The following is a 26,646-nucleotide window of genomic DNA, read 5'->3' as shown; positions in this document are numbered from 1 at the left end:
CGGCTGCCGCCAACAGTTCGACGGTGTCCCGCTTTGCACGCTGGACGCCGCTGTTCGCCTTGCTGGCCGGCGTCGCCAACGTGCTGGCGTTCGCGCCGTTCAACATCTGGCCGGTACAGATCCTCACGCTGGCATGGCTGTTTCGCCAGATCTCCCGCACCGCGTCCTTCCGCCGCAATGCATTGACCGGCTGGCTGTACGGCTTCGGCTGGGCCGCCGCGGGCGTGCACTGGCTCTACATCAGCATGCACGACTACGGCGGCATGGCAGGATGGATGGCGGCGCTGGCGGTGGGCTTGCTGGCGGCTTACCTGGGTCTCTATGCCGCGTTGACCGCAACACTGGCGCGCTGGCTGCAGCAGCGCTGGGCGGCCTCGCAAGTGGTGCTGTTGCTGCTGCTGTTGCCGGCGCTGTGGGCCTTGTCGGAATGGTTGCGCGGCTGGCTGTTCACCGGTTTCCCATGGCTGACCTCGGGTTACGCACACAACGTCGGTCCGCTGGCAGGCTTCGCGCCCGTGGTCGGCGTCTACGGCCTGGCCTGGCTCGCCGCGATCGTTGCCGGCAGTCTCGCCATGCTGAGCCTGCGCACCGGGCCGCGCGTCCTGCCCGCCGCGCTGACGCTGCTGCTCGCCGGCGCCGGCGTGGCGCTGCACGCGGTCGATTGGACGCATGCAGCGGGACAGCCGATCAGCGTACGTTTGCTGCAGGGAAATATTCCGCAGGAGATGAAATTCTCCAACGAAGCGCTGCTGTCGTCGCTGATGATGTACGACGAGATGATCCGCAGCGCGCCGGCCGATCTGATCGCTACTCCGGAGACGGCGGTGCCGCTGCTGCCGCAACAATTGCCGCCGGATTACCTGGCGCGCCTGACGCGCTTTGTACAGACCTCGGGCAGCCACTTGGCACTGGGGATTCCCTTGTCGGACGGTCCGGGCCAGTACGCCAACAGCATGGTCGGCTTTTCTCCGGATCCGGCCAGCGAGCGCACACCGTATCGCTACGACAAGCATCACCTGGTGCCTTTCGGTGAATTCATCCCACTCGGTTTTCGTTGGTTCGTCGACTTGATGAACATCCCGCTGGGCGACATGACGCGCGGCAAACCCTTGCAGTTGCCGCTCCAGGTCAAGCAGCAATGGATCATGCCCAACATCTGCTACGAGGATCTGTTCGGTGAAGAGATCGCCGCCCAGCTCGGTGGCGCCTACTACGCCGGCCAGCCGCAGGCCAGCATGCTGCTGAACCTGTCCAACATCGCCTGGTTCGGCAATTCGATCGCGTTGCCGCAGCACTTGCAGATTTCCCAGATGCGCGCGCTGGAAACCGGCCGCCCGATGCTGCGCGCAACCAACACCGGCGCCACCGCCGTGATCGGCCCCAAGGGCCAGCTGGTGTCAGAATTGCAGCCTTACACACGCAACATGCTGAGCGCATCAGTACAAGGTTTCCAGGGCCAGACGCCCTACATCCTGCTCGGCAACAAGCTGATGCTGGCATTGACTATCGCTGCGCTGGCGGCGGCCTGGCTGCTGTCGCGCCGCAAACGCTAGTCGCTACTGCGTTTTTCTTTGTTCGTTCCCGGGCCTGTCTTCGTTATTTCCGGCCTGTTCCTGCGTTTGGGCCGCATGACCCCCTCAAAAACCGCTAAAATTCAGGGTTTTAGCAATTCCTTGCCCGCCATCACCGGCAACATAAAAAGATGCTTACATTTCAACAGATCATTCTCAAGCTACAAGAATATTGGGATGCGCAAGGTTGCGCATTGCTCCAGCCCTACGACATGGAAGTCGGTGCCGGCACTTCGCACACCGCGACCTTCCTGCGCGCGATCGGGCCGGAGCCATGGCGCGCCGCCTACGTGCAACCGTCGCGTCGTCCCAAGGACGGCCGCTACGGCGAAAACCCCAACCGCATGCAGCACTACTACCAATATCAGGTGGTGTTGAAGCCGGCGCCTGAGAACATCCTCGATCTGTACCTCGGTTCGCTCGAAGCGCTCGGCCTGGACCTGAAGCAGAACGACGTGCGTTTCGTCGAAGATGACTGGGAAAACCCGACGCTGGGCGCTTGGGGTCTGGGCTGGGAAGTCTGGCTCAACGGCATGGAAGTGACGCAATTCACCTACTTCCAGCAAGTCGGCGGCCTCGACTGCAAACCGGTGCTGGGTGAAATCACCTATGGCATCGAGCGCCTGGCGATGTACCTGCAAAACGTTGAAAACGTCTACGACCTGGTCTGGACCGAATGGGTCGAGAACGGCGTCAAGAAGAAGCTGACCTACGGCGACGTGTTCCATCAGAACGAAGTGGAACAATCGACCTTCAACTTCGAGTATTCGAATACCGACTTCCTGTTCTCGCTGTTCGGCAACTACGAAGCCGAAGCCAAGCGCCTGCTGGAAGTGCCGCTGGCGCTGCCGGCGTACGAAATGATCCTGAAGGCGGCGCATACCTTCAACCTGCTGGATGCACGCGGCGCCATCTCGGTGACCGAGCGCGCAGCCTACATCGGCCGCATCCGCAATCTGTCGCGCGCCGTGGCGCAGGCGTATTACGAATCGCGCGAACGCCTCGGCTTCCCGATGGCGGGCCCTGATGTTTCCCGCCAAGCGGCCTGAATAGCGTATTGACCGGATCGCGTTGCGGCTGATACCAGTTGCAACGCCAAATAAGCAAGAAATCGGCAAGAAAACAGAAAATGACTCAAACACTTTTAGTAGAACTCCTGACCGAAGAACTGCCGCCGAAAGTGCTCGCCAAACTGGGCGACGCCTTTGCCAACGGTATTTTCAACGGACTGAAATCGCGCGACTTCCTCGAAGAAGGCGCGGTCGCCACCACTTACGCGACACCGCGTCGCCTGGCCGTGGCTATCACCAAAGTGCGCGCCACCTCGCTCGACAAGGCAATCCGCGAAAAGGTATTGCCGGTCAGCGTGGCGTTGGATGCAGAAGGTCGCCCTGCGGCGCCGCTGGTCAAGAAACTGGCGGCACTGGCGGCGCAAGTCGGCGCCACCGTGATCACGCCGGACCAGTTGGAACGTGCCCAGGACGGCAAGGCCGAGAGCTTCTTCTACAACTACACCTCCAAGGGTTCGGCACTGCAATCCGGTCTGCAAGCCGCGCTGGAAGAATCGGTCGCCAAGCTGCCGATTCCGAAGCTGATGAGTTACCAGCGCCAGCACGGACGTGATGCCGGCAATACCGTTCATTTCGTGCGTCCCGCACACCGCCTGATCGCGCTGCACGGCGCCGCCGTGGTGCCGCTGAACATCCTCGGCCTCGACGCCGACAAGATCACCCAAGGCCATCGCTTCCTGTCGCAAGGCGCGATCGCCATCGACTCGCCTGAGAGCTATGTCGAAACGCTGATCAGCAAAGGCAAGGTTATTCCGGGCTTTACGGAACGCAAGGAAAAGATCCGCCTCGACCTGCTCGGCAAGGCCGGTGACGACAAGGTGCTGATGCCTGAAGCGCTGCTCGACGAAGTCACGGCGCTGGTCGAGTGGCCGGTGGTCTACGAATGCAAGTTCGACGATCAATTCCTGGCGGTGCCGCAGGAATGCCTGATCCTGACCATGCAGACCAACCAGAAATATTTTGCGCTGACCGATGCCAACGGCAAGCTGCGTTCGCGCTTCCTGATCGTCTCGAATCTGGAAACCGCCAACCCGCAACACATCATCCAGGGCAATGAACGCGTAGTGCGTCCGCGTCTGTCGGATGCGAAATTCTTCTTCGAGCAAGACAAGAAGAAGACACTGGCCGACCGCGTCCCGCAACTGGCCAACGTGGTGTATCACAACAAGCTGGGCAACCAGTTGCAACGCACCGAACGCGTTCAGGCGCTGGCGGGCGCGATTGCCAAATTGCTGGGCAATGACGTGGCGCTGGCCGAACGCGGCGCGTTGCTGGCCAAGACCGATCTGCTGACCGACATGGTGGGCGAGTTCCCTGAGCTGCAAGGCATCATGGGCACCTACTACGCGCGTCACGACGGCGAGCCGAATGAAGTCGCGCTGGCCGCCTCCGAACATTATCAGCCGCGTTTCGCCGGCGACGCCTTGCCGGCATCCGCGACCGGCACCGCCGTGGCGCTGGCCGACAAGCTCGAAACCCTGGTCGGCATCTGGGGCATCGGTCTGCAGCCGACCGGCGACAAGGATCCGTTCGCCCTGCGCCGTCACGCTCTGGGCATATTGCGCATGCTGGTTGAAAAGCGTCTGCCGCTGGCGATTCCTGCTTTGCTGCAGGCAGCAGTGGCGCAATTCGCCGGCAACAGCAATTTCAAGGACCCGAGCGCCGACGTCAGCGCCTTCCTGTTCGATCGTCTGCGTGGTCTGCTGCGCGAGCGCAATTACTCGCCCAACGAAATCGAGGCGGTGGTGGCGCAACAGCCGGAAGTGCTCGACAACATCACTGAACGCCTGGATGCAGTGCAAGCCTTCGCCGCGCTGCCGGAAGCCGAAGCGCTGGCCGCCGCCAACAAGCGCATCACCAATATCCTCAAGAAGATCGAGGGTGGAGTGAGCGGTACCGTGCAGAACGGCTTGCTGCGCGAAGCCGCCGAGCAGGCGCTGTACTCGGCCATGCTGCTGCTCAAGCCGCAAGTCGACGCTGCGTATGTGCAAGGCAATTTCAGCGGCGCATTGAAGGCGCTGGCGCAATTGCGTCAGAATGTCGACGCCTTCTTCAACGACGTGATGGTCAACGCCGAAGACGAACAACTGCGCAACAACCGCCAGGCTTTGCTGGCCGAATTGCATCAGATGCTCAACCAGGTTGCCGACATTTCCAAGCTGGCGGCATAAGGTCCATCAAGTTCTCAGGGATAGGGTAAGAAGAACATGAAGCTGATCATTCTGGATCGCGATGGCGTGATCAACCAGGACTCGGACGCCTTTATCAAGTCGCCTGCGGAATGGATTCCGATCAAGGGTTCGCTGGAGGCGATAGCCCGCCTCAACCAGGCCGGCTATCGCGTCGTCGTCGCCACCAATCAGTCGGGCGTGGGCCGCGGACTGTTCGACATGATGACGCTCAACGCCATTCACCAGAAGATGCACAACGCTGCGCAGCAGGTCGGCGCCGATATCGACGCCGTGTTCTTCTGCCCGCACGCGGCCGACGACAATTGTGATTGCCGCAAACCCAAGCCGGGCATGTTCAACGAGATTTCCAAACGCTTCGGCATCAGCCTGCGTGGCGGCGTGGTCACCGTGGGCGATTCGCTGCGCGACCTGCAAGCCGGTTTCGTCGCCGGCTGCGCGCCGTTCCTGGTGCTCACCGGCAAGGGTGAAAAGACCCGCGAAAAAGGCGGCCTGCCGCCCGGCACGCTGATCTATCCGGACCTCGCCGGCGTGGTCGACTTCATATTGAAAGCACCGGTAGAAATGTCGGTTTAGTGGATAAGTGAGAAGGCAGCAGGCCGCCGCATTGCGGACATGGCCTCGCCGGCTCTGAAAAGGGAGACTGTATTTTGCGTATCAACCTGTTTTTGCGTTCCGTGCTGTTCACGCTGGTGATGACGGTGACCACCGTGGTGTGGTCGATGGCTTGCATCCTGTTTGCACCGTTCCCGTACGCCAGGCGCTATTACCTTACCTCGCGCTGGAACGTCATCGTGATCTGGGCCGCGCGCGTGATCTGCGGCATCCGCTATCAGATCAAGGGCATGGAGAACCTGCCTGACGCGCCGGTGATCCTGCTGTCCAAACATCAATCGGCGTGGGAAACGATTTTCTATCTCATCGTCATGCCGCGTCCGCTGGTGTTCGTGTTCAAGAAGGAACTGACCTACATTCCCTTCTTCGGCTGGGGCATCGCGCTGTTGCGCATGATCCCGATTGATCGCAGCAAGGGCCGCGACGCCTTTGCACAAGTCGTGGTGCAGGGTCGCAAGCGCCTGGCCGACGGCCAGTGGGTGATCATGTTCCCGGAAGGCACGCGCATCCCGGTCGGCCAGACCGGCAAGTACAAGCACGGCGGTTCGCGCCTGGCGGTGGAAACCAACACCGTGGTCGTACCTATCGCCGTCAATGCCGGCGAGTGCTGGCCGAAGGGTTCATTCATCAAAACTCCGGGTATGATCACGGTATCGATCGGCAAGCCGATCTCGCCGGAAGGCCTGGATCCGGCACAGTTAAGCCAACGCGTTGAAAATTGGATAGAATCCGAAATGCGCGTGATTTCCCCGGCGGTTTATGCCGCCGTCGACAAAACAAGAAACTGACACCATCGGCCCCACTACATTGAAACTGCTTCGTCACTCTCAGCCGGATCCTAACCAGCTCACGCTGCAACTGGATTTCTTCACACCGACGCCTCTGGAGACGACGCAGGACAGCCCACCGCCACCGCTTTTGCAGCAGGACTACGCACCGGCGCCCGAACTGAAACAGCAGACGCCGTTGCCGCCGATGTCGCCGCCTATCGGTCGTCCGGCCGACGGCATGCGGCGCATCCAGCTCGGCGAACATCATCTCGACTATGCGCTGCTGCGCTCGAAACGCCGCTCGATCGGCTTCCTGATCAGCGACGAAGGCTTGCGTGTCACTGCGCCGAAATGGGTGACCCTGGGCGAGATCGAAAACGCCATCCGCGAAAAGCAGCGCTGGATCTTCACCAAACTCAATGAACGCCGCGAACGCTCGGCGCGCCGCCTGCAACCGCAGATGCAATGGCGCGACGGCGCGACGCTGCCGTATCTGGGCCAGGACATCACATTGCGCATCGGCACCAACCAGGCGGCCGGCATTGCTTACGATGAAGACACACTGGAATTGACCGTGGGCCTGCCCGCCGACGCCGGTGAACAGCAATTGAAGGACCGCGTACAAGGTTGGCTGCAAGCGCGCGCCAAGGAAACCTTTGCTGCGCGGCTGCCGATTTACGCCGAGAAACTGGGCGTGACCTATCAGTCGTTCGCGCTGTCGTCGGCCACCACGCAATGGGGCTCCTGTACTGCCGACGGTCGCATTCGCCTGAACTGGCGCCTGATGCATTTTTCCCTGCCGCTGATCGACTACGTGATCGCGCACGAGTTGTCGCACCTGCGTGAAATGAACCACAGCCCGCGCTTCTGGGCCACGGTGCAATCGATTTTCCCTGAGTTCGAAACCGCCAAGCGCGCCCTGCGCGACAGCGCACCCGAGACCCTGCCGATCTTCTGACCGGCAATTCCGTTCGGCAAAAAAAATCGGCCTGCTGCATGTCTCCATGCAGCAGGCCGAATCGTTCGGTGCCCCGCGTCGACTTAGTCTTTGCGTTCGATGAACTCGATCTTGTAGCCGTCGGGATCCGTCACGAATGCAATCACCGTGCTGCCGCCCTTGACCGGGCCGGCTTCGCGCGTGACATTGCCGCCTGAAGAACGCGCGGCGTCACAGGCCTTGTAGGCGTCGTCGACCGAGATCGCGATATGGCCGTAGGCAGTGCCCATCTCATACTTGTCGACGCCGTGGTTGTAGGTCAGCTCGAGCTCGGCGTGATCCGGATTGCTGCCGTAGCCGAGGAAAGCCAGGGTGTATTTGTATTCGGTGTTTTCGCTGGTGCGCAGCAATTTCATGCCGAGCACCTTGGTGTAGAAATCGATGGAGCGTTGCAGGTCGCCAACCCGGAGCATGGTGTGCAGGATACGCATAGTGAGCCTTTGCCTAAGAACTTATCGGAGTGCAGGATTGTAGCGCTGTTCGTGCCGGCTTGCCGGGGTGCATTATTAACGTCGCGTTCCAGATCGGGAAAATGCCGCGCGCCTGCGGTCAGGTGACGGCAGGCGCGCAGTGATGGCGATAACATCAGACAACGATCAGAACTGCTCCCAGTCGTCCTCCTTGGTGGTGACAGGCGTGCGTGCAGCAGCCGGCAGACGCGGCGCTTCCTGCTTGCGCGCCAGCGATGGCGTCTTGGGTGTCACGTCACGTGACCGCTGCTGGGCCGATGGCGAGACGCCGGCATTATTCGGCAGGCGATTGCTGTCGATCTTGAACACGCCGACGATCTGCGACAGGCTGGTGGCCTGATCCTGCAGCGATTGCGCCGCAGCGGCGGCTTCTTCGACCAGGGCGGCGTTTTGCTGCGTGACCTGGTCCATCTGCGTGACCGCCTGATTGACCTGCTCGATGCCTTCGCTTTGCTCGCGGCTGGCCTCGGTAATTTCACCGACGATGTCGGTCACGCGGCGCACGCTGCTGACCACTTCGTTCATGGTCTGGCCGGCCTGCTCGACGAGCTTGCTGCCGGAGTCCACTTTTTCCACGGAGTCGTCGATCAGCGATTTGATTTCTTTCGCTGCGGCGGCGCTGCGCTGCGCCAATGTGCGTACTTCGCTGGCCACCACTGCGAAGCCGCGGCCCTGCTCTCCGGCGCGCGCTGCTTCGACGGCGGCGTTCAGCGCCAGGATGTTGGTCTGGAAGGCAATGCCGTCAATCACACTGATGATGTCGACGATCTTGCGGGATGAGGCGTTGATCGACTCCATCGTATGCACCACTTTGCCGACCACGTTGCCGCCTTCGACGGCGACGGCCGACGCCGACACGGCCAGCTTGTTTGCTTCGCGTGCGTTTTCGGCGTTCTGCTTGACGGTGGAAGTCAGCTCCTCCATTGACGAGGCGGTTTCTTCGAGCGAACTGGCCTGCTGCTCGGTGCGGCTGGACAGGTCCAGGTTACCGGCGGCGATCTGGGTCGATGCGGTGGCGATGGTGTCGGTGCCGTGGCGAACCCGGCTGACGATGTCGAGCAGGTTGTCGTTCATGGAGCGCAAGGCGCGCAACAACTGACCGGTCTCATCCTTGCCGGAGGCATCGAACTGCGAGGTCAGGTCACCTGCTGCGACGGTCTCCGCGACCTTGACGGCGCGGCTCAAGGGCGATGTGATGCTGCGCGTAACGAGCCAGGCAATCAGGCCGGCGAACACCAGCGCGATGGCGCTCAGCGCAATCACCAGATTGCGCGCTTCACGATATTCTTCTTCGACTTCCTTGCTGGCGACATGCATCAACTCATTCTGATGCGCAATCAGGGTTTCCACTGCCGACATGTAGGTCAGTTGCAGCGGCCGCACCGTCTGCAGCAGCAGTACGGTAGCTTCGTTCTTCGCGCCGGACACGACCAGGCGCAGCACTTCGTCGCGACCGACATTGTATTGCGTGCGCGCATCCATGATCGACTTCATGAGCGCGCGGCCCTTGTCGCCGGTGATCAGGCTGTCGAGCTTTTCAAGCGTGGTTTTGGTGTTGTCGCTGGCGGTCCGGATGGTCTGCATTTCCTTGCCGACCTCGTCGGCATCGGTCATCAGCAGCACGTTGCGCGAGGATCGCGCGATCACATTGACGTTCTTGATGATGTCATTGGCCAGCACCGTCTTCGGATACTTGTCGTTGATGACTTCGTCCATCTGTTCATTGAGCCCGGACAGGCGTGTAACCCCGAGCACCGCCATGGCGACCAGCAGCAGCACCAGGAAGCCGAATCCTAAACCCAGACGTGCCCCGATCTTGAAATTCGCTATGCGCATACATTTCCCCTTGTCATGTAAAAGTGCAATTGAACGTATTGGCTGACGGCTGACGCGACGCGTCCCGGGTACTCCGATCCGGATGAGTCGATACTACGCGTCGGGAGATCACGCTTCAACAAGCATTTGTCGAAGGCGTCGCTGATGCAATGACGCAATATTGAAGTGCGGAAAATTTCCGCAAGACTAATCCGCAACGCATCGCGCTGCCATCGGGAAATTCCTGATGACCATGTGCGACGTTTCCCTGTCAGATGACAGCATGCGCAAATACAGGTTTCATCTCGCGGTCGGCGAACTATGATGAAAGAAAGGACGCTCGTCCGCGCAGCTGTCATAAGCGAGCCGCTGCGTGAGAGAACCTGCTGATCTCTTCGCCTGCCTGCCGATTGCCGCCTTTCGTGGTGCGGTTCCGACAGGGTTGAATCGTCAATGCCGCAAAGCAAGATTTATTTTTGCTTGCAGGCCTTGGTTTGGCGTCGATTATTTGCGCAATACGCAATATTTTAGCAAAAAATTTGTCCGCACGACTTTGCGCCTCACGCAATGTTGGCAGGAGAATTGATAAATGAATATTGGCCAAGTCCTACGCAAGATTCGCAAGGAAAGAAAAGCGAGCCTGGAAGAAATTGCATTGGTCGCCGGCACCGATGCCGCCAATCTGTCGCGCGTCGAACGCGACAAGCAGCGCCTCACTCCCGACATGCTGGAAAACGTCGCCAAGGCGCTTGACGTCCCGGTGTCGTCACTCTATCTCATCGCCGAACAGAACAGCCAGTCAGGAAAAAACGCCAGCGACGCCGGCAAGGCGGCTGCGGCGCGTCTGGAAAACGCGCTGGGCCGCTTCATCCTGCTGGGGCCGCAGGATCAGCAACTGGCGGTGGACTTCATGGAATTGCTGCTGAAATCGATGCGTAAATAATTTACGACCGCACAGCGGTCGCAGATTCAGCCGGCGCGATGTTGCCGCAACACGTTGGCCAGCGCGACGAACTGCTCCATCGGTACGGCTTCGGGGCGCGCCTGCGGATCGATGCCGGCGGCGATCAGGTCGGCTTCAACGAGCAAACCGGCGACACAATTGCGGATTACCTTGCGGCGTTGGGAGAACGCCTTGGTGACGACTTCTTCGAGCAGGGACTGATCGCATTCAAGCGGCTGCGCAATCGGGATCATGCGCACAATCGCCGACTCCACGCGCGGCGGCGGATCAAAGGCGGTCGGCGGCACCACGAACATCAGCTGCATCTGATAACGCCACTGCAGCATCACCGAGAGACGCCCGAAAGCCTTGCTGCCGGGATCGGCGACCATGCGCTCGACGACTTCCTTCTGCAGCATGAAATGCTGGTCCTGCACCAGCGGCGCCAGCTCGGCCAGATGGAACATGAGCGGACTGGAGATGTTGTACGGCAGGTTGCCGACCACGCGCAACTTGCGCCCGGCAGGTACCGGAATCGACGTGAAATCGAATTTGAGCGCATCGGCCGAATGCACATGCAGACGCTTCGGATCGAACTGCTTCTGCAGGCGCGCCACCAGGTCGCGATCAAGTTCGACCACATGCATCTCGTCGAGTGATTCGAGCAACAGGCGGGTCATCGCAGCCAGACCGGGACCGATCTCGACCATGACGTCGTCCTTCTGCGGTGCGATGGCGCTGATGATGTCGTACAGGACGGTCTGATCGGTCAGAAAATTCTGGCCAAAACGTTTACGGGCGATATGTTTCATAGGGAATTCTTGGCGCGGGCCATGAGCGCCGCTGTCCTGATGGCTTCGACCATGCTGCCGTGGTCAGCGCGACCCAAGCCTTGGGCGGCGAGGTCGAGCGCGGTGCCGTGGTCAACGGAGGTGCGGATGATGGGCAGGCCCAGCGTGATGTTGACGCCCTGGCCGAAGCTGGCGAATTTCAACACCGGCAGGCCCTGGTCGTGGTACATGGCGAGCACGCAATCGGCATGCTCAAGATATTTGTGCTGAAACAGCGTGTCGGCCGGATACGGACCGGCGACGTCGATACCGCGCGCCTTGGCCGCAGCCAGCGCCGGGCTGATGACGTCGATTTCTTCGCGACCGAGATAACCATTTTCGCCGGCGTGCGGATTGAGGCCGGTGACCAGGATACGGGGCCGTGCGATGCCGAATTTGTCGCGCAGGTCTGCATGGATGATGTCGAGCGTGCGGCTGAGGCCGTCGAAGGTGATCGCCGCCGACACGTCCTTGAGCGCCAGATGCGTGGTCGCCAGCGCAACACGCAAATGTGGCGCATCGCCGCCGGCCAGCATCATCACGACGTGCGCGGTGGCGGTGCGCTCTGCGAGATATTCGGTGTGCCCGGTGAAGGGCACGCCGGCATCATTGATTGTGCTTTTTTGCAGCGGCGCGGTAACGATGGCGTCGAATTGCCCCTGCAGCGCCCACTGAACCGCAACGTCGAGCGTCTGCAGCACGGCGCGGCCATTGCGCGCATCGAGCAAGCCCGGAACGACCGGTTCGCTGGTGGGGCAGTCAATGACGATCAAGCGATCCTGCGGGAAGTTGGGCAGTCCGCTGTTGCGAAAGGCCTGCAACGACAAGGCCGACAAGGCGATGGCGGGGTCCAGCGCCTGCGCCGTCTGTGCCAGGAAGGCGGCGTCGCCGAGCAGGACGCTGCGCACTTCTGCACGCAGCTGCCAGGCGGCCCGGATGGAAATTTCGGGGCCGATGCCCGCCGGCTCTCCGCACGTGATTGCCAGCGTGGGACGCCGGCGTTGATCTTCAGGAACTGCGGACGAAGCTGCGGACATCAGGGTGATCAGTTGTCGTCGGCGCGGAATTCGACGTAGGCGCGGTCGCGCAACTGACGCAACCAGTCTTCGGTCGCCTCGTCGATCTTGCGTTCGCGAATCGCCTGGCGTGCAGCCAGGCGTGCACGTTCCTGCGAACCGTTATCGGTCTTGCGCTCGACCACCTGGATCAGATGGAAACCGAATGGCGATTCGATCGGCTGGCTCACTTCACCCGGCTTCAGTTCGTTCATCGCGCGCTCGAATTCCGGCACGGTGTCGCCCGGATAGATCCATCCCAGATCACCGCCCTTCGACGCCGACAAGTCATTCGAATACAGCTTGGCCAATTCTTCGAAGGTCGCCGCCTTATGGTCGAGACGCTCTTTCAGTTCCAGCAATTTGCGACGTGCTTCGGCGGCGGACACCACTTGATTGACCTTGATCAGAATGTGGCGCGCATGCGTTTGTTCGACCGCAGGAGCACCGGCCTTGGCGGTGGTGCTGGCGCCACGACGATCAATCAGTTTGACGATATGAAAGCCGTTGCCGCTCTTGATGATGGCGGAGACTTCGCCCGGCTTCAGAGTGGCTACCGCGTCAAGGAACAGTTGCGGCAGACGGTCTTGCGCGCGCCAGCCGAGATCCCCGCCGTTGAGGGCATCGCTGCTGTCGGAATAAGTCGCTGCAGTCTTGGCAAAATCGGCGCCGGTCTTCAGTTGACGCAGCACTTCCTCCGCACGCTGGCGACGTGCCGCCACTTGCTCCGGCGACGCATTTTCCGGCACGCGCACGAGAATTTGCGCCAGGTTCAGGTCTTCGTGCTTGACGGCGGTGTTGTTCTCTGCCGCCAGGTAATTGTCCACTTCCGATTCCGACACCAATACCTTGTTGTCGACTTCGCGTTCACGCAGGCGCTGCATGATGATTTCGCGACGAATGTCTTCGCGGAAGGCCGGGTAAGCCATGCCTTCACGTTCGAGCTGGGTGCGGAAATCAGCCATCGACATCTTGTTCTGCTCGGCAATGCGCAAGATCGCGCGATCCAGCATGACGTCATCGACGACGATACCGTTTTCTTTTGCCATTTGTGTCTGTGCGCGCTCGACGATCATGCGTTCGAGCAACTGGCTCTGCAACTGATTGCGCGGCGGCAGCGCGACGCCCTGCGAAGTCAGACGCTTCTGCACCGACACTAGGCGCTCATTGAGTTCCTGGCGCGTGATGACGTCGTTGTTGACGACGACAAGAATCGAATCAACCGGACGCGGCGCGCGCGATGCAGCGGCTGCCGGCGCAGATGCTGCCGGCAAGGCGCTCGGCGGCACCTGCAGTCCGGGAACAGCCGGCGTGGCAGTCGTGGCAAATTGCGCCTGGGCGTTGCCGACCATGCCGAGCGACATGCACAGCAAGACGATACCGGATGTGATGCGAGTGGAGATGCCAGCGGAAAGATGACGGCGCAAGGAAATGGAAGCGTTCATATAATTATCGGTTTAATAACGTGTGAGATCGTCTGGCTTGTTGATGATCTGATAGCCGGGAATGCTGGCACTGAGCGCATCCAGCGGGTTCGAGCCAATCTTGGAGAAACCGTTCAGCTCAAGCTGGATGAAGAACGAAGTGGACGCTTTGCTCGACGAGGTCGGAATGCGCTGCGCCACCAGGCGGAACACCCAGCAATCGGCTTTGTATTCCATGCCCAGCAGACCTTCTGCCACGGTCTTGTCGGGAATCGAATAGTTGATGCGGCTGACAGCATACCAGCGTTGCGACACCGGCCACTGACCGGAGATATCCATCTGCTTGAGGATGCCGGTGGCGTTGGTGCGATCGAGACGATAGGTCAGGTTCAGCACTTTCTTGGGGGCCGGTTGCCAGCGCGCGCCAAAGTTGGAACGCACCATCTGACGCAGCGTTTCGCTGTATTGGACGGTGTTGTCGAGAGAGAGCTGCCTGGTGATCTGACCGCCGAGGGACAGCAGCAGATCGGATTTGCTACCGTTGACGGTGGCGGAAGTACCATCCAGCACAACCTTCGGATCAGCAAAATAGAAGCGCTGACCAACTGCCACACGCAAGCGCTCCAGGCCGTCTTCTTCGATGAAACGGGACACCAGCGCACCGGTGATCTGGTTCGCATCGCTGATGCGATCATGGCCGACAAAACGGTTCTCGCTGAAAATCTGCGCGTAGTTGAAATCGGCCAGGCCCGAGTCGAAATTCGGATACTGGCTCTGGTCGCGATAAGGGGTGCGCACGTAGAACAGACGCGGCTCCAGCGTTTGCGTCATGTCGCGACCGAACAAGTTGGTATCGCGCTCAAAGGTCATGCCCGCGTCAAGCGAATACGTCGGCACAACACGCGTCAGATTGGTCGGCGCACCGACACTGACATTGTTCAGGCGATACGTGGTGGCATCCAGAGATGCCTTGGGCGTAATGAAATAGCCGGGTCGGATGATCGGGTAGGAGACCGACTGGTTGGCGTACATGCGGTCACCGCTGACCATTTCGGAGCCGGCGAAGGCTCCGGTGGTGAACGTGTTCGAGAACCGCGCAAATTCGGAGGCGAAATTGAGATCGAAACCACCGACATCCTGACGTATGGCGGTCAACGTCAATTGCGGGACACGATCATACGGCTTCTGGATAGGATTATTGATATCCTGCAGCAACTGGTACTTGGTCATGCGACCCACCGCATTCCAATACGTCCCGGAATAGCTCAGGCTGACGTCGCGGGTCAGCAAGCGCTGCGTGCTGGCCGTCACCGAATGCGAAAAATCGCTCGGGTAGTCGTTGTCCGACGCCTTGTTGACATTCCAGCCGAACACCAGATTCGGCGCCAGCGTTTGGGAATGCAGGGACGAAAGGGAGTAACGCCCCGTGCCTGTCACGCGATCCTGAATTCCTTCAACCCTGGTTGTCCCGGAATAGTCCTCGCCGAGATAGCGCCCCTCAACGCCCATTTGCAAACCACGTCGCGCGATATAACGCGGATACAGCGTCAGATCACGATTGGGAGCGATGTTGAAATAGTAAGGCACGGTCAATTCCGCGCCGCCGGTGCTGGTGACGCCGAAAGTCGGTGGCAGCACGCCCGACTTGCGCTCCCCGGACAACGGGAAGGACATCAGCGGCGCGCCGAGGATAGGCACGCCCTTGAAATACACGATGCCGCTATGCATGGTGCCGACATCGCGGCCGCTGTCGAGATCCATGGTCGACGCCTGGATGTACCAGTCCGGATCGAGCGCTTCACAGGTGCTGTAAGTGCCTTCGGTGACCTTGGCCTGGTCGTCGGACAGGAAGTCGATCTTTTCAGCCTTGCCGCGACCGCCGTTCTTGCCGAACAGGTAAGTCGGATTGGTGACATAGCCCTTGCCCGAATCCATGTTCATCAACGCCTTGTCGCCGGTATAGCGATCCTGCAGACGCTTCATCCAGACGTGTCCGGTCGCTTCGACCTCATCCTTGATGATGCGATACTCGGCCTTGTCGGCCTTGATGGTAGTTTCGCCGCGCACGACTTCGACGTCGCGGTCAAGGTTGATCTGGCGGTCAGGACGGCCGGTCATCTGCTCGGCGCTGACGTTGACGGGAGCATCCTTGTCGTCGGTTTTGGAATTGGGCTTGGCCGGCGTATTCTGGGTGGTCTGCGCCTGCGCAGAGATCGGTAAAACGGTCGTGGCCGACGCCGCGACTGCAAGAGAGGCAAGGGACGTAAAGAAACGCGACATCCGCAAGTCGGCACTACGACCAAATGGAAACTTGAAAAAGCGGATCATGTAAAGAAGCGTTCAAACACCATGGCAGGCGATTTTTTGGATTTAATCCCTTATTATATGGGAACTCAACATCATCAAACGAATTCCTCTGATTGTTCATGTCTTTAAATAATTCCCCTGCCGATCCGCGCCTGTCCCAGCTGCAAGAATGGCTGCCCACCCTCGCCGTCCCCACCAAGGTCGATACGCTGCGTCCCGCCTCGGCCGATGCCAGCTTCCGCCGCTATTTCCGCGTGGATACGCCGGACGGTAAAACGCTGATCGTCATGGATGCGCCGCCGCCACAAGAAAACGTGCGCCCGTTCATCCACGTCGCCGAGGTCTTCGGCAAAACCGGCGTGTCGGTGCCGACCGTGCTGGCGCAAGATGTCGAACGCGGCTTCCTGCTGCTGTCGGATCTGGGCACCACCACCTACCTGAACCAGCTCAACAACGATACCGCCCACAAGCTCTACATCGACGCCATCGACGCGCTGGTGCTGCTGCAGACTCAGAGCAAGCCGGATGTGCTGCCGGAATATGATCGTGCCCTGCTTTCACGGGAGCTGCAGCTGTTTCCAGACTGGTACATCGCCAAGCATCTGAACGTGACGCTGACCGACGACCAGAAGAACACGCTGGCCAAGGTGTTCGACACGCTGCTCGCCAATAACCTGGCGCAAACGCAGGTGTTCGTGCACCGCGACTACCACTCGCGCAACCTCATGGTACTGCCGGCCGGCAATCCGGGCATCATCGATTTCCAGGATGCGGTCTACGGCCCGATCACCTACGACCTGGTTTCGCTGCTGCGCGACGCCTACATCCAGTGGGACGAAGAAATGGTGCTGGACTGGGTCATCCGCTACTGGGAACGCGCCAGGCGCGCCGGCCTGTCGGTGGCGCCGGACATCGACACCTTCTACCGCGATTTCGAATTCATGGGCCTGCAGCGCCACCTGAAAGTACTCGGCATATTTGCACGCCTTTACCATCGCGACGGCAAGGACGCCTACCTGAAGGACATGCCGCTGGTCATGGAATACACGCTCAGGGCTGCGCGCCGCTATAGCGCGCTGATCCCGTTGGTCAGACTGATCGAAAAGTTGGAAGACAAAGCGCCGCAAGTCGGCTATACCTTCTGAGGCCGGATACGCCATGAAAGCGATGATTTTTGCCGCCGGCCGCGGCGAGCGCATGCGCCCGCTGACCGACACCTGTCCCAAACCTCTGCTGAAAGTACGCGGCCGCCCGCTGATCGTCTGGCAGATCCTGAACCTGGTGCGCGCCGGCATCACTGACATCGTGATCAACCACGCGCATCTCGGTCACCTGTTTGAAGAGACCTTGGGCGACGGCACACAGTTCGGCGCGCAGATTCACTACTCCTCCGAAGGCACTGCGCTGGAAACCGCAGGCGGCATCGCCAAGGCACGCCACCTGCTCGGCGAAGAACCCTTTGTCGCCATCTCGGGCGACATCTATATCCCCCATTTCGATTTCGAACAGGTCAAGACCGTCCTCGAAGACAACGACCTGTGGGGAAATCCGATACCATTGGACAAGCGCGACGTCGCCTGGATATATCTGGTGAAAAATCCACCGCATCATCCCACCGGCGATTTTGCGCTGAACAGTTTTTCGATCGCCAATGAAGGATCGCCCTTGTTCACCTTCGCCAATATCGGCGTGTACCGGCCACAGATGTTCGACGCCATTACGCCGGGCGAGCATGCCAAGCTCGGTCCGCTGCTGCGCGAATACGCAGCACGCGGCCAGGTCGGCGGCGAAATCTATCGCGGTGAATGGATCAACGTCGGCACCGTCGAACAGCTGGAAGAATTGAATACGCCCCTCGCCGGCAGATAATCCGGATCATCCGGAAGAAAGCACCAAGATGACCACAGCTTCCTTTACCGCCCGCCGCGCCAAGTTGATCGCGCAGATGCAAGCAAAAGGCGGCGGCGTCGCCATCATCCCGACCGCGCACGAAGTCATGCGCAATCGCGACGCCGACTACCCTTATCGTCACGACAGCTATTTCTACTATCTGTCCGGCTTCACGGAACCGGAAGCGGTGGTCGTGCTGATCGCCGGTCCCGGCAAGGAAAGCCGCAGCATCCTGTTCTGCCGCGACAAGAATCTCGAACGTGAAATCTGGGACGGTTATCGCCACGGCCCCGATGCCGCGCGTCAGGAATTCGGTTTCGACGAAGCCTTCGCCGTCGATACGCTGGGCAAGGAAATGCCGCAGTTGCTGGCCGATGCGCCGGCCGTCTTTTATGCGCTGGGTCACGACGTCAAGCGCGATGCGCAACTGCAGGAATGGCTGCAAAGCGTGCGCGCCCTGGGTCGCTCGGGCATCACCGCACCATCATCCATTGTCGACGTCAACGTGCTGCTCGATGAAATGCGCCTGTTCAAGGACGCCGGCGAAATCGCGATCATGAAGCGCGCCGGCATCATTTCGGCCGAAGCCCATTGCCGCGCCATGCGCCTGTCGCGTCCCGGCCTGCGCGAATACCATCTGGAAGCCGAGCTGCTGCACGAATTCCGCAACAACGGTTCGCAGTACCCCGCTTACGGCTCCATCGTCGCCACCGGCGCCAACGCCTGCGTGCTGCACTATCGCGCCGGCGACGCCGAACTCAAGGACGGCGACCTGGTGCTGATCGACGCCGGCTGCGAGCTCGACAGCTATGCGTCCGACATCACGCGCACCTTCCCGGCCAACGGCAAATTCTCCGGTCCGCAAAAGGAGTTGTACGAGATCGTGCTCGCCGCGCAAGACGCCGCCATCGCCGACACCCGCCCCGGCAAGCGCTTCATGGACGGCCACGACGCCGCTGTGCGCGTGCTGGCGCAAGGCATGCTCGACACCGGCCTGCTCGACAAGAACAAGGTCGGCTCGCTCGACGACGTAATCGCCAAAGGCGACTACCGCCAGTTCTACATGCACCGCACCGGCCACTGGCTGGGCATGGACGTGCACGACGTCGGCGAATACCGCGACCCGGCCACGGCCGACGGCGATAAGCCGTGGCGCACGCTGCAGCCGGGCATGGTGCTGACTGTGGAACCAGGTATCTACGTACGGCCGGGTGAAGGCGTACCGGAAAAATACTGGAACATCGGCATCCGCATCGAAGACGACGCTCATGTCACGCCGGACGGTTGTGAAATCCTGACCACGGCGGTGCCCAACAAAGTGGCCGACATCGAAGCGCTGATGCGCTCGGCGTGAATCGTTACGGATATCTTTCCACGCCTGCCATGAGTTCTTCCGACACCACCGCGCCAGCGCAACCGGATTACGACGTCGTCATCTGCGGCGCCGGTCCGGTCGGCCTCAGCGTCGCCGCCCTGCTCTGCAAGCGCGGCATGCCGGCACACCGCATCGCCCTGATCGACGCCAAGTCGGCCGAACAGGCGGCGCAGGACCCTCGCACGATTGCGCTCTCCCACGGCAGCCAGCAAATCCTGCACGACGTCGGCGCGTGGCCCCTGATGGCATCGTCGGTGACGTCGATCAACCAGATCCACGTGTCGCGACGCAAGCATTTCGGTCGCACGCTGATCAATCGCGAAGACTATGACCTGCCCGCGCTCGGTTATGTGGTGCGTTATGGCGCGCTGGTGACGGCCTTGTCGGCAGCGCTGACGCCGACCGGCGTGACCGTACTGCGCCCGGCGCAGGTGTCCGCCATCGACGAGCAAGGTCTGCAAGCCCATGTGCAACTGGCCGACGGCCGCGCGCTCAGCGCCGGCATCGTGGTGCAAGCCGAAGGCGGCGTGTTCTCTGAACAAACCGCCAAGGCGGTGCAGCGCGATTACGATCAGATCGCCATCGTCACCCACGTCACTGCCACGGCCGCGATTGCCCACCGCGCTTTCGAACGTTTTACCGCCCAAGGCCCGCTGGCTTTATTGCCGCAAGATGACGGATATGCGTTGGTCTGGTGTGTGCGTCCGGACACGGCGAAGCATCTGTTGGCGCTTGATGACAAAGCTTTCTTGCATGAACTCGGCGAAGTCTTCGGCGGACGCGTCGGACGTTTTTCTTCCAGCAGCGCCCGCCATAGTTATCCGCTGGGCCTGAATGCCGCCCCCGGCGCCTCGGCGCGCACGGTCGCCATCGGCAACGCCGCACAAACCCTGCACCCGGTCGCGGGACAGGGGCTCAATCTGGGCTTGCGCGACGCAGTAGTATTGGCCAGCGCACTGACGCGCACAAGCTCCGGGCCGGCCGCTCTTGAACACTTCGCGGTGCAACGGCGTCGCGACCGCAATGCCACGATCAAGCTCACCGATGTGATGGCGCGGGTTTTCGCCAGCGCGCCGGATGGTGCACCGTCACAAGCCTTGCTTGGTTTGTCATTGGGACTGATCGACGTGGCAGCGCCGGCGAAACGGGTGCTGGCGGAGCAGATGATGTTCGGCTGGCGTTAAGAGTCGGCCCTGAATCCCTTGCCCGCAGCGCCTGGCATGAGACAATGCAGCATTGCCGCACGCTTGCGGTCCTGACTGACAAGACCATGAAATAAGATCATGAAACAAGATCCCCGCTTCCCCAATCTGTTCATCCTCAACCATCCGCTGATTCAGCACAAGCTCTCGCACATGCGCGACAAGCGCACCTCGACACGCACCTTCCGCGACCTGCTGCGCGAGATCACCTTGCTGATGGGCTACGAAATCACGCGCGACCTGCCGCTGACTACCGAGTCGATTGAAACGCCGCTGGTCACCTACGAAGCGCCGGTCATCGCCGGCAAGAAGCTGGCCGTGGTTCCCGTGCTGCGCGCCGGCATCGGCATGAGCGACGGCTTGCTGGAACTGATTCCCTCTGCCCGCGTCGGCCATATCGGCGTGTATCGCAACGACCAGCATCAACCGGTGGAATACCTGGTGCGCCTGCCCGACCTGCAAGACCGCACCATGATCCTGTGCGATCCGATGGTGGCGACCGGCAACTCCGCGGTGTATGCCGTTGACGTCCTGAAAAAACGCGGCGTGACGGCCGAGAACATCATTTTCGTCGCACTGGTGGCGGCGCCCGAAGGTGTGCAGGTGTTCCATGACGCGCATCCGGATGTGAAGCTGTATGTCGCCTCGCTCGATTCGCACCTCGACAGCCATGCCTACATCGTGCCGGGCCTCGGTGATGCGGGCGACCGGATTTTCGGCACCAAGTAAATCTCCGCACCATGAAAAAAGCCGCCGGGTTTTGAATCCGGCGGCTTTTTTATTTCAGGCAATCAAGGCTTACTCAACTGCCTTGACCATGTCCTCGATGACCTTCTTGGCATCGCCGAAGACCATCATGGTCTTGTCCATGTAGAACAGTTCATTGTCCAGACCGGCATAACCGGCTGCCATCGAGCGCTTGTTGACGATGACCGTCTTGGCCTTGTAGGCCTCCAGGATCGGCATACCGGCGATTGACGATTTCGGATCCTTGGCGGCCGGATTGACCACGTCGTTGGCGCCCAGTACCAGCACCACGTCGGCCTGGCCGAACTCGCTGTTGATGTCTTCCATCTCGAAGACCTGATCGTACGGCACTTCAGCTTCCGCCAGCAACACGTTCATGTGGCCCGGCATACGTCCGGCAACCGGATGGATCGCGTACTTCACGATCACGCCCTTGTGGGTCAGCTTCTCGGTCAGTTCTTTCAACGCATGCTGTGCACGCGCCACCGCCAGGCCGTAGCCTGGGACAATGATCACGGTTTCCGCATTGCCCATCAGGAAGGCCGCATCGTCAGCCGAACCCGACTTGACGTTGCGCTGCGCCTGACCGCCAACCGCCGCGGCAGCCGCCGGATCGCCGCCAAAACCACCTAGGATCACGTTGAAGAACGAACGGTTCATCGCCTTGCACATGATGTACGAGAGGATCGCGCCGCTTGATCCGACCAGCGAACCGGCAATGATCAGCATCGAGTTGTTCAGCGAGAAGCCGATGCCCGCCGCCGCCCAGCCGGAGTAGCTGTTGAGCATCGACACCACCACCGGCATGTCGGCGCCGCCGATGGGGATGATGATCAGCACGCCGAGCACGAAGGCGATTGCCGCCATCAGGATGAACGGCACCCAGTTCTGCGTCAGCACGAAGATCACGCCGAAGCCGATCATTGCCACTGCCAGCAACAGGTTCAGCATGTGCTGGCCCGAGAAGCTGACCGGCGCGCCTTGGAACAGGCGGAACTTGTACTTGCCCGACAGCTTGCCGAACGCAATCACCGAACCGGAGAAGGTGATCGCGCCGACGAAGGTGCCGATGAATAATTCAACGCGATTACCCAGCGGGATCGCTTCGCCATGCGCGGCGATGTTGAAGGCCCAGGGTTCGGCCACGGCTGCGACGGCGATACAGACTGCCGCCAAGCCGATCAGCGAGTGCATCGCTGCGACCAGTTCCGGCATCTTGGTCATTTCGACGCTCTTGGCCAGATACGCGCCAATGCCGCCGCCGACCACCACGCCGCCGGCCACCAGCCAGAAGCCGATGCCCGAACCCGGCATGTCGCCCTTGAGCTTGATGATCAGCGCGATCGTCGTGAGCACCGCAATGGTCATGCCGGCGATGCCGAAGGCGTTGCCGCGACGTGCAGTGGATGGATGCGACAGACCTTTCAGCGCCTGGATGAAGAGCACCGAGGCCACCAGGTACAGCAGGGTTACCAGATTCATGCTCATGCTTATGCCCCCGCCTTGTCTGTCTTGATTTTAGGTTCTTTTTTCTTGAACATTTCCAGCATGCGCTGCGTGACCATGAAGCCGCCGAAAACGTTGACCGCCGCCAGCGCCACGGCCAGCGTGCCGGCGATGCGGCCTACCGGTCCTTCGGTCAGGCCGGCGGCCAGCATGGCGCCGATGATGATGATCGCCGAGATGGCGTTGGTAACCGCCATCAGCGGCGTGTGCAAGGCCGGTGTAACGGTCCAGACCACGTGGTAGCCGACGTAGATCGCCAGCACGAAGATGATCAGGTTGATGATGGTGTGACTGACTTCCATGATGTCATTCCTTTCTGTGGCTGCAGCATGAATTGATGTATCGATGCCGCGACCTGTTTGGTTTTATATGGCTTTCAGGCTGGTGATGTGATTCTTGTCGTCGACGAAGACGATCTTCGGTACATAGCTGGCGATTTCTGCGTCCGTCATGGGTGCATAGGTGCAGATGATCAGCAGATCGCCCAGGTGCGCGCGGCGGGCTGCCGCGCCGTTCAGGGAAATCTCGCCGCTGCCACGCTTGCCGCGGATAGCGTAGGTGGAGAAGCGTTCGCCGTTGTTGACGTTGTACAGCTCGATCTTTTCGAATTCACGGATATCGGCGGCGTCCAGCAGGTCTTCGTCGATACCGCAGGAACCTTCGTAATTCAGGTCACATTCGGTCACAGTCGCACGATGGATCTTCGCGCGCAGCATGATTCGTTGCATAAGGCTTTACTCTTTAATTCTTGGTTCTGCTCCGGAGCGCTTGCGCGAACCGGCATGCATGGAATGGCCTCGTTATTTGCGCAGCACTTCGCCGCCGCTGCACAGCAAGGTCGCCGCGACGATGTCGTCTTCGCGGTTGATGACCAGCTTGCCTTCGGCGTCGACGATCAGCTTGAGGAAGTCAAGCACGTTGCGCGAATACAGGGCCGAAGCATCAGCCGCCACCAGCGCGGCCAGGTTACCTTCGCCGATGATGTGCACGCCGTGCTTGATCACCGTCTTGCCCGGCTCGGACAACGGACAGTTGCCGCCCTGGTCGACCGCCATGTCGAGGATGACCGAACCCGGCTTCATGGCCTTGACGGTTTCTTCGCTGATCAGCACCGGCGCCTTGCGGCCGGGAATCAGCGCAGTGGTGATGATGATGTCGGCTTGTTTGGCGCGCTCATGCACCAGTTCAGCCTGGCGGCGCATCCAGTCGGCCGGCATCGGACGGGCGTAGCCGCCGACGCCCTGGGCGATTTCCTTTTCTTCCTCGGTGATGAAGGGTACGTCGAGGAATTTGGCACCCAGCGATTCAATCTGTTCCTTGACTGCCGGACGCACGTCGGAGGCTTCGATCACCGCACCCAGGCGCTTGGCCGTGGCGATCGCTTGCAGACCCGCGACGCCGGCGCCCATGATCAGCATGCGCGCGGCTTTGACGGTGCCGGCGGCGGTCATCAGCATCGGCATGAAGCGCTGATAGGTATTGGCAGCCATCAGCACGGCCTTGTAGCCGGCAATGTTGGCCTGTGAGGACAGCACGTCCATCGACTGTGCACGGGTGGTGCGCGGCGCGGCTTCCAGCGCGAAAGCGGTCAATCCGGCGGCGGCCATGGCGGCGAGGTTGTCGGCATCGAACGGATTCAGGATGCCGACCACGACGGTGCCCGACTTCAGGCGCGCACGTTCGTCTGCACTCGGCGCACGCACCTTGAGCAATGCTTCGGCGCCATAAACGTCGGCCGTGGCTGCGATGACCGCACCGGCAGCGACATAGGCTTCGTCCGTAATGCTGGATTTGATGCCGGCCCCCGACTCCACCAGCACCTCATGTTTGGCGGCGACCAGTTTTTTGACCGTTTCCGGGGTTGCCGCAACGCGTGTTTCTCCGTCCCGACTTTCGACGGGGATGCCTAGCCTCATTCAGAGCTCCTGTAGTTGTAAATTCTTACCGGAATCTTACACGTAAAATTTGAAGATCAACAACTTTGCGCAAAAGCATTACAGGAGCCGGGACTCGCATATGCGATGCGTTCCGGGCCGCCGCGCTGAAGCCTTTGCCCAGCCACGGTAAAATGTCGGCTCTTGTAAGGAAAATTATGTCTGAAGTCTGGAAGCCCTCCGTCACAGTCGCCGCGATTATCGAGCGTGAGGGCCGTTTTTTGATGATAGAAGAACAGGCCGGCGACGGCTTGCGCCTGAACCAGCCGGCCGGCCACCTGGACCAGGGCGAGATGCTGACGCAGGCGGTGGTGCGCGAGGCGCTGGAAGAATCCGCCCACGATTTCGAGCCGACCGCGCTGGTCGGCATGTATATGTCGCGCAATGTCTCGTCCTCGCGCGGCGGCGCCGACACGACCTACTTGCGTTTTGCCTTTGCCGGCCGACTGGGCGTGCAGCACGACCGCCCGCTCGATGACGGCATCGTGCGCACACTCTGGATGACGCGCGACGAAATCGCCGCCAGCCGCGAACGCCACCGGAGCCCGCTGGTGCTGCGCTGCGTGGACGATTACCTTAGCGGCCAGCGCGCGCCGCTGTCGCTGCTGTATACCGACGCGAGTGTGACCGCAGCGGTCGGGATTGACGCAGGAGTTGCCCATGGCTAAGAAAAAAGTGGTGATCGGCATGTCCGGCGGCGTCGACTCGTCGGTCTCGGCCTGGCTGCTGAAAGAACAGGGTTATGAAGTCATTGGCCTGTTCATGAAGAACTGGGAAGACGACGACGATTCCGAATACTGCTCGACGCGCCAGGACTGGATCGACGCGGTCAGCGTCGCCGACGTGGTCGGCGTCGACATTGAAGCGGTCAACTTTGCCTCCGAATACAAGGACCGCGTGTTCGCCGAATTCCTGCGCGAATACCAGGCCGGCCGTACGCCCAACCCGGACGTGCTGTGCAACGCCGAGATCAAGTTCAAGGCATTCCTCGACCATGCCATGCATCTGGGCGCGGACCTGATCGCCACCGGCCATTACGCGCGCGTGCGCGAAAATCCGGTCGGCAAGTTCGAACTGATGAAAGCGGTCGACGCCAGCAAGGACCAGAGCTATTTCCTGCACCGGCTGAACCAGGCGCAGTTGTCGAAGACGCTGTTTCCGCTCGGAGAAATCCACAAAACCGAAGTGCGCAAGATCGCCGAGCAGCTAAAACTGCCGAACGCGACCAAGAAGGACTCGACCGGCATTTGCTTCATCGGCGAACGGCCGTTCCGGGAATTCCTGAACCGCTACCTGTCCTACAAACCCGGCCCGATGAAAACGCCCGAGGGCGACATCGTCGGCGAGCACGTCGGTCTGAGCTTCTACACGCTGGGCCAGCGCAAGGGCATCGGCCTGGGCGGTATCAAGGCGCACCAGAATGCCGACGGCAACAGCGATGCCTGGTACGTCGCGCGCAAGGACGTCGAAACCAATACGCTCTACATCGTGCAGGGTCACGACCATCCGTGGCTGCTATCAGCGCAACTCGGCGCCAGCCAGATCAGTTGGGTCGCAGGAGAGGCGCCGGACATGGCAGAGCTTAGCGCCAAGACGCGCTATCGCCAGGCTGACGTGCCCTGCTCGTTCAGCGATGCCGGCGGCCGCTTCGACCTGCGCTTCAGCGAACCGCAATGGGCGGTGACGCCGGGCCAGTCGGCGGTGCTATATCAGGGGGATGTTTGCCTCGGCGGCGGCATTATCGAGTCCGTTTAAGCGCTTCTATCCCCTCGGAAACGCCCCGCTTGCCTTGCGCAACGGGGCGTTTTTGCTTTTTCGGCAACAAATTTTCACGTCCCGATTTCCCTGCTGCAAGAAACTCGCAACAAATCATAAAAGAGCTTGCAATCTTGGATCAAATGACGAATAATCTAAATAAGAATTGTTCGCATTTAAT

At 60.7% G+C, this 26,646-nt stretch carries 25 protein-coding genes; 15 read left to right on the top strand and 10 right to left on the bottom strand.

Going from position 1 to position 26,646, the window contains the following annotated elements:
- Window positions 1-23 precede the first annotated feature (23 nt).
- From lnt to E4P32_RS12000, 6 genes are all read left to right on the top strand, one after another.
- Window positions 24-1,553, top strand: a complete 1,530-nt coding sequence (lnt, locus tag E4P32_RS12025) for an apolipoprotein N-acyltransferase (RefSeq protein ID WP_116434612.1) — start codon at window positions 24-26, stop codon at window positions 1,551-1,553.
- A 149-nt stretch (window positions 1,554-1,702) separates the two neighbouring features.
- Window positions 1,703-2,620 carry a glycine--tRNA ligase subunit alpha gene (glyQ, locus tag E4P32_RS12020; RefSeq protein ID WP_116433991.1) on the top strand — a complete coding sequence of 306 codons (918 nt, stop codon included), beginning with the start codon at window positions 1,703-1,705 and terminating at the stop codon, window positions 2,618-2,620.
- An 80-nt stretch (window positions 2,621-2,700) separates the two neighbouring features.
- Entirely contained in the window at window positions 2,701-4,812 is a 2,112-nt protein-coding gene (gene glyS, locus E4P32_RS12015; protein ID WP_116433992.1) for a glycine--tRNA ligase subunit beta, read from the top strand.
- A gap of 36 nt (window positions 4,813-4,848) precedes the next feature.
- On the top strand, window positions 4,849-5,406 hold the full coding sequence (gmhB, locus tag E4P32_RS12010) for a D-glycero-beta-D-manno-heptose 1,7-bisphosphate 7-phosphatase (RefSeq protein WP_016832135.1): 558 nt from the start codon (window positions 4,849-4,851) through the stop codon (window positions 5,404-5,406).
- Window positions 5,407-5,480: 74 nt separating this feature from the next.
- Window positions 5,481-6,233, top strand: a complete 753-nt coding sequence (locus E4P32_RS12005) for a lysophospholipid acyltransferase family protein (RefSeq protein ID WP_233526624.1) — start codon at window positions 5,481-5,483, stop codon at window positions 6,231-6,233.
- Window positions 6,234-6,252: 19 nt separating this feature from the next.
- A complete protein-coding gene (locus E4P32_RS12000) occupies window positions 6,253-7,173 on the top strand; it encodes a SprT family zinc-dependent metalloprotease (RefSeq protein ID WP_116433993.1) in 921 nt (306 codons plus the stop codon).
- 83 nt (window positions 7,174-7,256) lie between these two features.
- On the opposite strand, the gene gloA is transcribed toward E4P32_RS12000, so the two are convergent.
- Complete coding sequence (gene gloA / locus E4P32_RS11995; RefSeq protein ID WP_016832138.1) at window positions 7,257-7,643, bottom strand: lactoylglutathione lyase; 387 nt, start codon at window positions 7,641-7,643, stop codon at window positions 7,257-7,259.
- 165 nt (window positions 7,644-7,808) lie between these two features.
- Window positions 7,809-9,518: a methyl-accepting chemotaxis protein gene (locus tag E4P32_RS11990; protein ID WP_116433994.1), complete on the bottom strand. Its 1,710-nt coding sequence runs from the start codon at window positions 9,516-9,518 to the stop codon at window positions 7,809-7,811.
- 352 nt (window positions 9,519-9,870) lie between these two features.
- Between E4P32_RS11990 and E4P32_RS11985 the strand changes: the two genes are divergently transcribed.
- Both E4P32_RS11985 and E4P32_RS11980 read left to right on the top strand, forming a co-directional pair.
- On the top strand, window positions 9,871-10,083 hold the full coding sequence (locus tag E4P32_RS11985) for a hypothetical protein (protein ID WP_135008738.1): 213 nt from the start codon (window positions 9,871-9,873) through the stop codon (window positions 10,081-10,083).
- 3 nt (window positions 10,084-10,086) lie between these two features.
- On the top strand, window positions 10,087-10,440 hold the full coding sequence (locus E4P32_RS11980) for a helix-turn-helix transcriptional regulator (protein WP_116433995.1): 354 nt from the start codon (window positions 10,087-10,089) through the stop codon (window positions 10,438-10,440).
- Between the two features lie 26 nt (window positions 10,441-10,466).
- Here E4P32_RS11980 and rsmA read toward each other — a convergent pair whose 3' ends face one another.
- Genes rsmA through E4P32_RS11960 form a run of 4 tightly spaced genes read right to left on the bottom strand, consistent with a single transcriptional unit; the run spans window position 10,467 to window position 16,077 of the window.
- The gene (rsmA, locus tag E4P32_RS11975) at window positions 10,467-11,252 is read right to left on the bottom strand and encodes a 16S rRNA (adenine(1518)-N(6)/adenine(1519)-N(6))-dimethyltransferase RsmA (RefSeq protein ID WP_116433996.1); all 786 of its coding nucleotides are present in this window, start codon (window positions 11,250-11,252) and stop codon (window positions 10,467-10,469) included.
- Window positions 11,249-12,307 carry a 4-hydroxythreonine-4-phosphate dehydrogenase PdxA gene (gene pdxA, locus E4P32_RS11970; RefSeq protein ID WP_116433997.1) on the bottom strand — a complete coding sequence of 353 codons (1,059 nt, stop codon included), beginning with the start codon at window positions 12,305-12,307 and terminating at the stop codon, window positions 11,249-11,251. The genes rsmA and pdxA overlap by 4 nt, the downstream gene beginning before the upstream one ends.
- Window positions 12,308-12,315: 8 nt before the next feature.
- Entirely contained in the window at window positions 12,316-13,770 is a 1,455-nt protein-coding gene (locus E4P32_RS11965) for a peptidylprolyl isomerase (protein WP_199525620.1), read from the bottom strand.
- 12 nt (window positions 13,771-13,782) lie between these two features.
- On the bottom strand, window positions 13,783-16,077 hold the full coding sequence (locus E4P32_RS11960; protein ID WP_116433998.1) for an LPS-assembly protein LptD: 2,295 nt from the start codon (window positions 16,075-16,077) through the stop codon (window positions 13,783-13,785).
- Window positions 16,078-16,175: 98 nt separating this feature from the next.
- Between E4P32_RS11960 and E4P32_RS11955 the strand changes: the two genes are divergently transcribed.
- The 5 genes from E4P32_RS11955 to upp all read left to right on the top strand — a co-directional run bounded on the left by E4P32_RS11955 (window position 16,176) and on the right by upp (window position 21,252).
- Entirely contained in the window at window positions 16,176-17,201 is a 1,026-nt protein-coding gene (locus tag E4P32_RS11955; protein ID WP_116433999.1) for a phosphotransferase, read from the top strand.
- A 13-nt stretch (window positions 17,202-17,214) separates the two neighbouring features.
- Complete coding sequence (gene murU, locus E4P32_RS11950) at window positions 17,215-17,925, top strand: N-acetylmuramate alpha-1-phosphate uridylyltransferase MurU (protein WP_116434000.1); 711 nt, start codon at window positions 17,215-17,217, stop codon at window positions 17,923-17,925.
- A 28-nt stretch (window positions 17,926-17,953) separates the two neighbouring features.
- Window positions 17,954-19,300, top strand: coding sequence for a Xaa-Pro aminopeptidase (gene pepP, locus E4P32_RS11945; RefSeq protein WP_116434001.1), 1,347 nt, complete (start codon window positions 17,954-17,956; stop codon window positions 19,298-19,300).
- A gap of 29 nt (window positions 19,301-19,329) precedes the next feature.
- On the top strand, window positions 19,330-20,505 hold the full coding sequence (locus tag E4P32_RS11940; RefSeq protein WP_116434002.1) for an FAD-dependent monooxygenase: 1,176 nt from the start codon (window positions 19,330-19,332) through the stop codon (window positions 20,503-20,505).
- A 99-nt stretch (window positions 20,506-20,604) separates the two neighbouring features.
- Window positions 20,605-21,252 carry a uracil phosphoribosyltransferase gene (upp, locus tag E4P32_RS11935; RefSeq protein WP_116434003.1) on the top strand — a complete coding sequence of 216 codons (648 nt, stop codon included), beginning with the start codon at window positions 20,605-20,607 and terminating at the stop codon, window positions 21,250-21,252.
- A 69-nt stretch (window positions 21,253-21,321) separates the two neighbouring features.
- Here the strand turns inward: upp and E4P32_RS11930 are convergent, their stop codons facing one another.
- From E4P32_RS11930 to E4P32_RS11915, 4 genes are all read right to left on the bottom strand, one after another.
- Window positions 21,322-22,758, bottom strand: a complete 1,437-nt coding sequence (locus E4P32_RS11930; RefSeq protein ID WP_116434004.1) for an NAD(P)(+) transhydrogenase (Re/Si-specific) subunit beta — start codon at window positions 22,756-22,758, stop codon at window positions 21,322-21,324.
- Between the two features lie 2 nt (window positions 22,759-22,760).
- Window positions 22,761-23,078: an NAD(P) transhydrogenase subunit alpha gene (locus E4P32_RS11925; RefSeq protein WP_116434005.1), complete on the bottom strand. Its 318-nt coding sequence runs from the start codon at window positions 23,076-23,078 to the stop codon at window positions 22,761-22,763.
- A gap of 63 nt (window positions 23,079-23,141) precedes the next feature.
- The gene (gene panD / locus E4P32_RS11920; protein ID WP_116434006.1) at window positions 23,142-23,504 is read right to left on the bottom strand and encodes an aspartate 1-decarboxylase; all 363 of its coding nucleotides are present in this window, start codon (window positions 23,502-23,504) and stop codon (window positions 23,142-23,144) included.
- Between the two features lie 72 nt (window positions 23,505-23,576).
- Window positions 23,577-24,692: a Re/Si-specific NAD(P)(+) transhydrogenase subunit alpha gene (locus tag E4P32_RS11915; protein ID WP_116434007.1), complete on the bottom strand. Its 1,116-nt coding sequence runs from the start codon at window positions 24,690-24,692 to the stop codon at window positions 23,577-23,579.
- 176 nt (window positions 24,693-24,868) lie between these two features.
- Between E4P32_RS11915 and E4P32_RS11910 the strand changes: the two genes are divergently transcribed.
- The gene (locus E4P32_RS11910; RefSeq protein ID WP_116434008.1) at window positions 24,869-25,378 is read left to right on the top strand and encodes an NUDIX hydrolase; all 510 of its coding nucleotides are present in this window, start codon (window positions 24,869-24,871) and stop codon (window positions 25,376-25,378) included.
- A complete protein-coding gene (gene mnmA, locus E4P32_RS11905; protein WP_116434009.1) occupies window positions 25,371-26,465 on the top strand; it encodes a tRNA 2-thiouridine(34) synthase MnmA in 1,095 nt (364 codons plus the stop codon). Before E4P32_RS11910 ends, mnmA begins: the two co-directional genes overlap by 8 nt.
- Window positions 26,466-26,646: the final 181 nt, after the last annotated feature.

The sequence above is a fragment of the Herbaspirillum sp. 3R11 genome (genome assembly GCF_004563925.1).
Classification (GTDB): Bacteria; Pseudomonadota; Gammaproteobacteria; order Burkholderiales; family Burkholderiaceae_D; genus Herbaspirillum.
This window is presented reverse-complemented; position numbering and strand designations above follow the sequence as displayed.

What these genes read in the sequence shown, in the direction of transcription:
- glyQ (WP_116433991.1), top strand. Translation starts at nt 1,703, where the DNA reads ATGCTTACATTTCAACAGATCATTCTCAAGCTACAAGAATATTGGGAT.
- glyS (WP_116433992.1), top strand. Translation starts at nt 2,701, where the DNA reads ATGACTCAAACACTTTTAGTAGAACTCCTGACCGAAGAACTGCCGCCG.
- gmhB (WP_016832135.1), top strand. Translation starts at nt 4,849, where the DNA reads ATGAAGCTGATCATTCTGGATCGCGATGGCGTGATCAACCAGGACTCG.
- gloA (WP_016832138.1), bottom strand. Translation starts at nt 7,643, where the DNA reads ATGCGTATCCTGCACACCATGCTCCGGGTTGGCGACCTGCAACGCTCC.
- E4P32_RS11990 (WP_116433994.1), bottom strand. Translation starts at nt 9,518, where the DNA reads ATGCGCATAGCGAATTTCAAGATCGGGGCACGTCTGGGTTTAGGATTC.
- E4P32_RS11980 (WP_116433995.1), top strand. Translation starts at nt 10,087, where the DNA reads ATGAATATTGGCCAAGTCCTACGCAAGATTCGCAAGGAAAGAAAAGCG.
- rsmA (WP_116433996.1), bottom strand. Translation starts at nt 11,252, where the DNA reads ATGAAACATATCGCCCGTAAACGTTTTGGCCAGAATTTTCTGACCGAT.
- pdxA (WP_116433997.1), bottom strand. Translation starts at nt 12,307, where the DNA reads ATGTCCGCAGCTTCGTCCGCAGTTCCTGAAGATCAACGCCGGCGTCCC.
- E4P32_RS11965 (WP_199525620.1), bottom strand. Translation starts at nt 13,770, where the DNA reads ATGAACGCTTCCATTTCCTTGCGCCGTCATCTTTCCGCTGGCATCTCC.
- E4P32_RS11960 (WP_116433998.1), bottom strand. Translation starts at nt 16,077, where the DNA reads ATGATCCGCTTTTTCAAGTTTCCATTTGGTCGTAGTGCCGACTTGCGG.
- E4P32_RS11955 (WP_116433999.1), top strand. Translation starts at nt 16,176, where the DNA reads ATGTCTTTAAATAATTCCCCTGCCGATCCGCGCCTGTCCCAGCTGCAA.
- murU (WP_116434000.1), top strand. Translation starts at nt 17,215, where the DNA reads ATGAAAGCGATGATTTTTGCCGCCGGCCGCGGCGAGCGCATGCGCCCG.
- pepP (WP_116434001.1), top strand. Translation starts at nt 17,954, where the DNA reads ATGACCACAGCTTCCTTTACCGCCCGCCGCGCCAAGTTGATCGCGCAG.
- E4P32_RS11940 (WP_116434002.1), top strand. Translation starts at nt 19,330, where the DNA reads ATGAGTTCTTCCGACACCACCGCGCCAGCGCAACCGGATTACGACGTC.
- upp (WP_116434003.1), top strand. Translation starts at nt 20,605, where the DNA reads ATGAAACAAGATCCCCGCTTCCCCAATCTGTTCATCCTCAACCATCCG.
- E4P32_RS11930 (WP_116434004.1), bottom strand. Translation starts at nt 22,758, where the DNA reads ATGAGCATGAATCTGGTAACCCTGCTGTACCTGGTGGCCTCGGTGCTC.
- E4P32_RS11925 (WP_116434005.1), bottom strand. Translation starts at nt 23,078, where the DNA reads ATGGAAGTCAGTCACACCATCATCAACCTGATCATCTTCGTGCTGGCG.
- panD (WP_116434006.1), bottom strand. Translation starts at nt 23,504, where the DNA reads ATGCAACGAATCATGCTGCGCGCGAAGATCCATCGTGCGACTGTGACC.
- E4P32_RS11915 (WP_116434007.1), bottom strand. Translation starts at nt 24,692, where the DNA reads ATGAGGCTAGGCATCCCCGTCGAAAGTCGGGACGGAGAAACACGCGTT.
- E4P32_RS11910 (WP_116434008.1), top strand. Translation starts at nt 24,869, where the DNA reads ATGTCTGAAGTCTGGAAGCCCTCCGTCACAGTCGCCGCGATTATCGAG.
- mnmA (WP_116434009.1), top strand. Translation starts at nt 25,371, where the DNA reads ATGGCTAAGAAAAAAGTGGTGATCGGCATGTCCGGCGGCGTCGACTCG.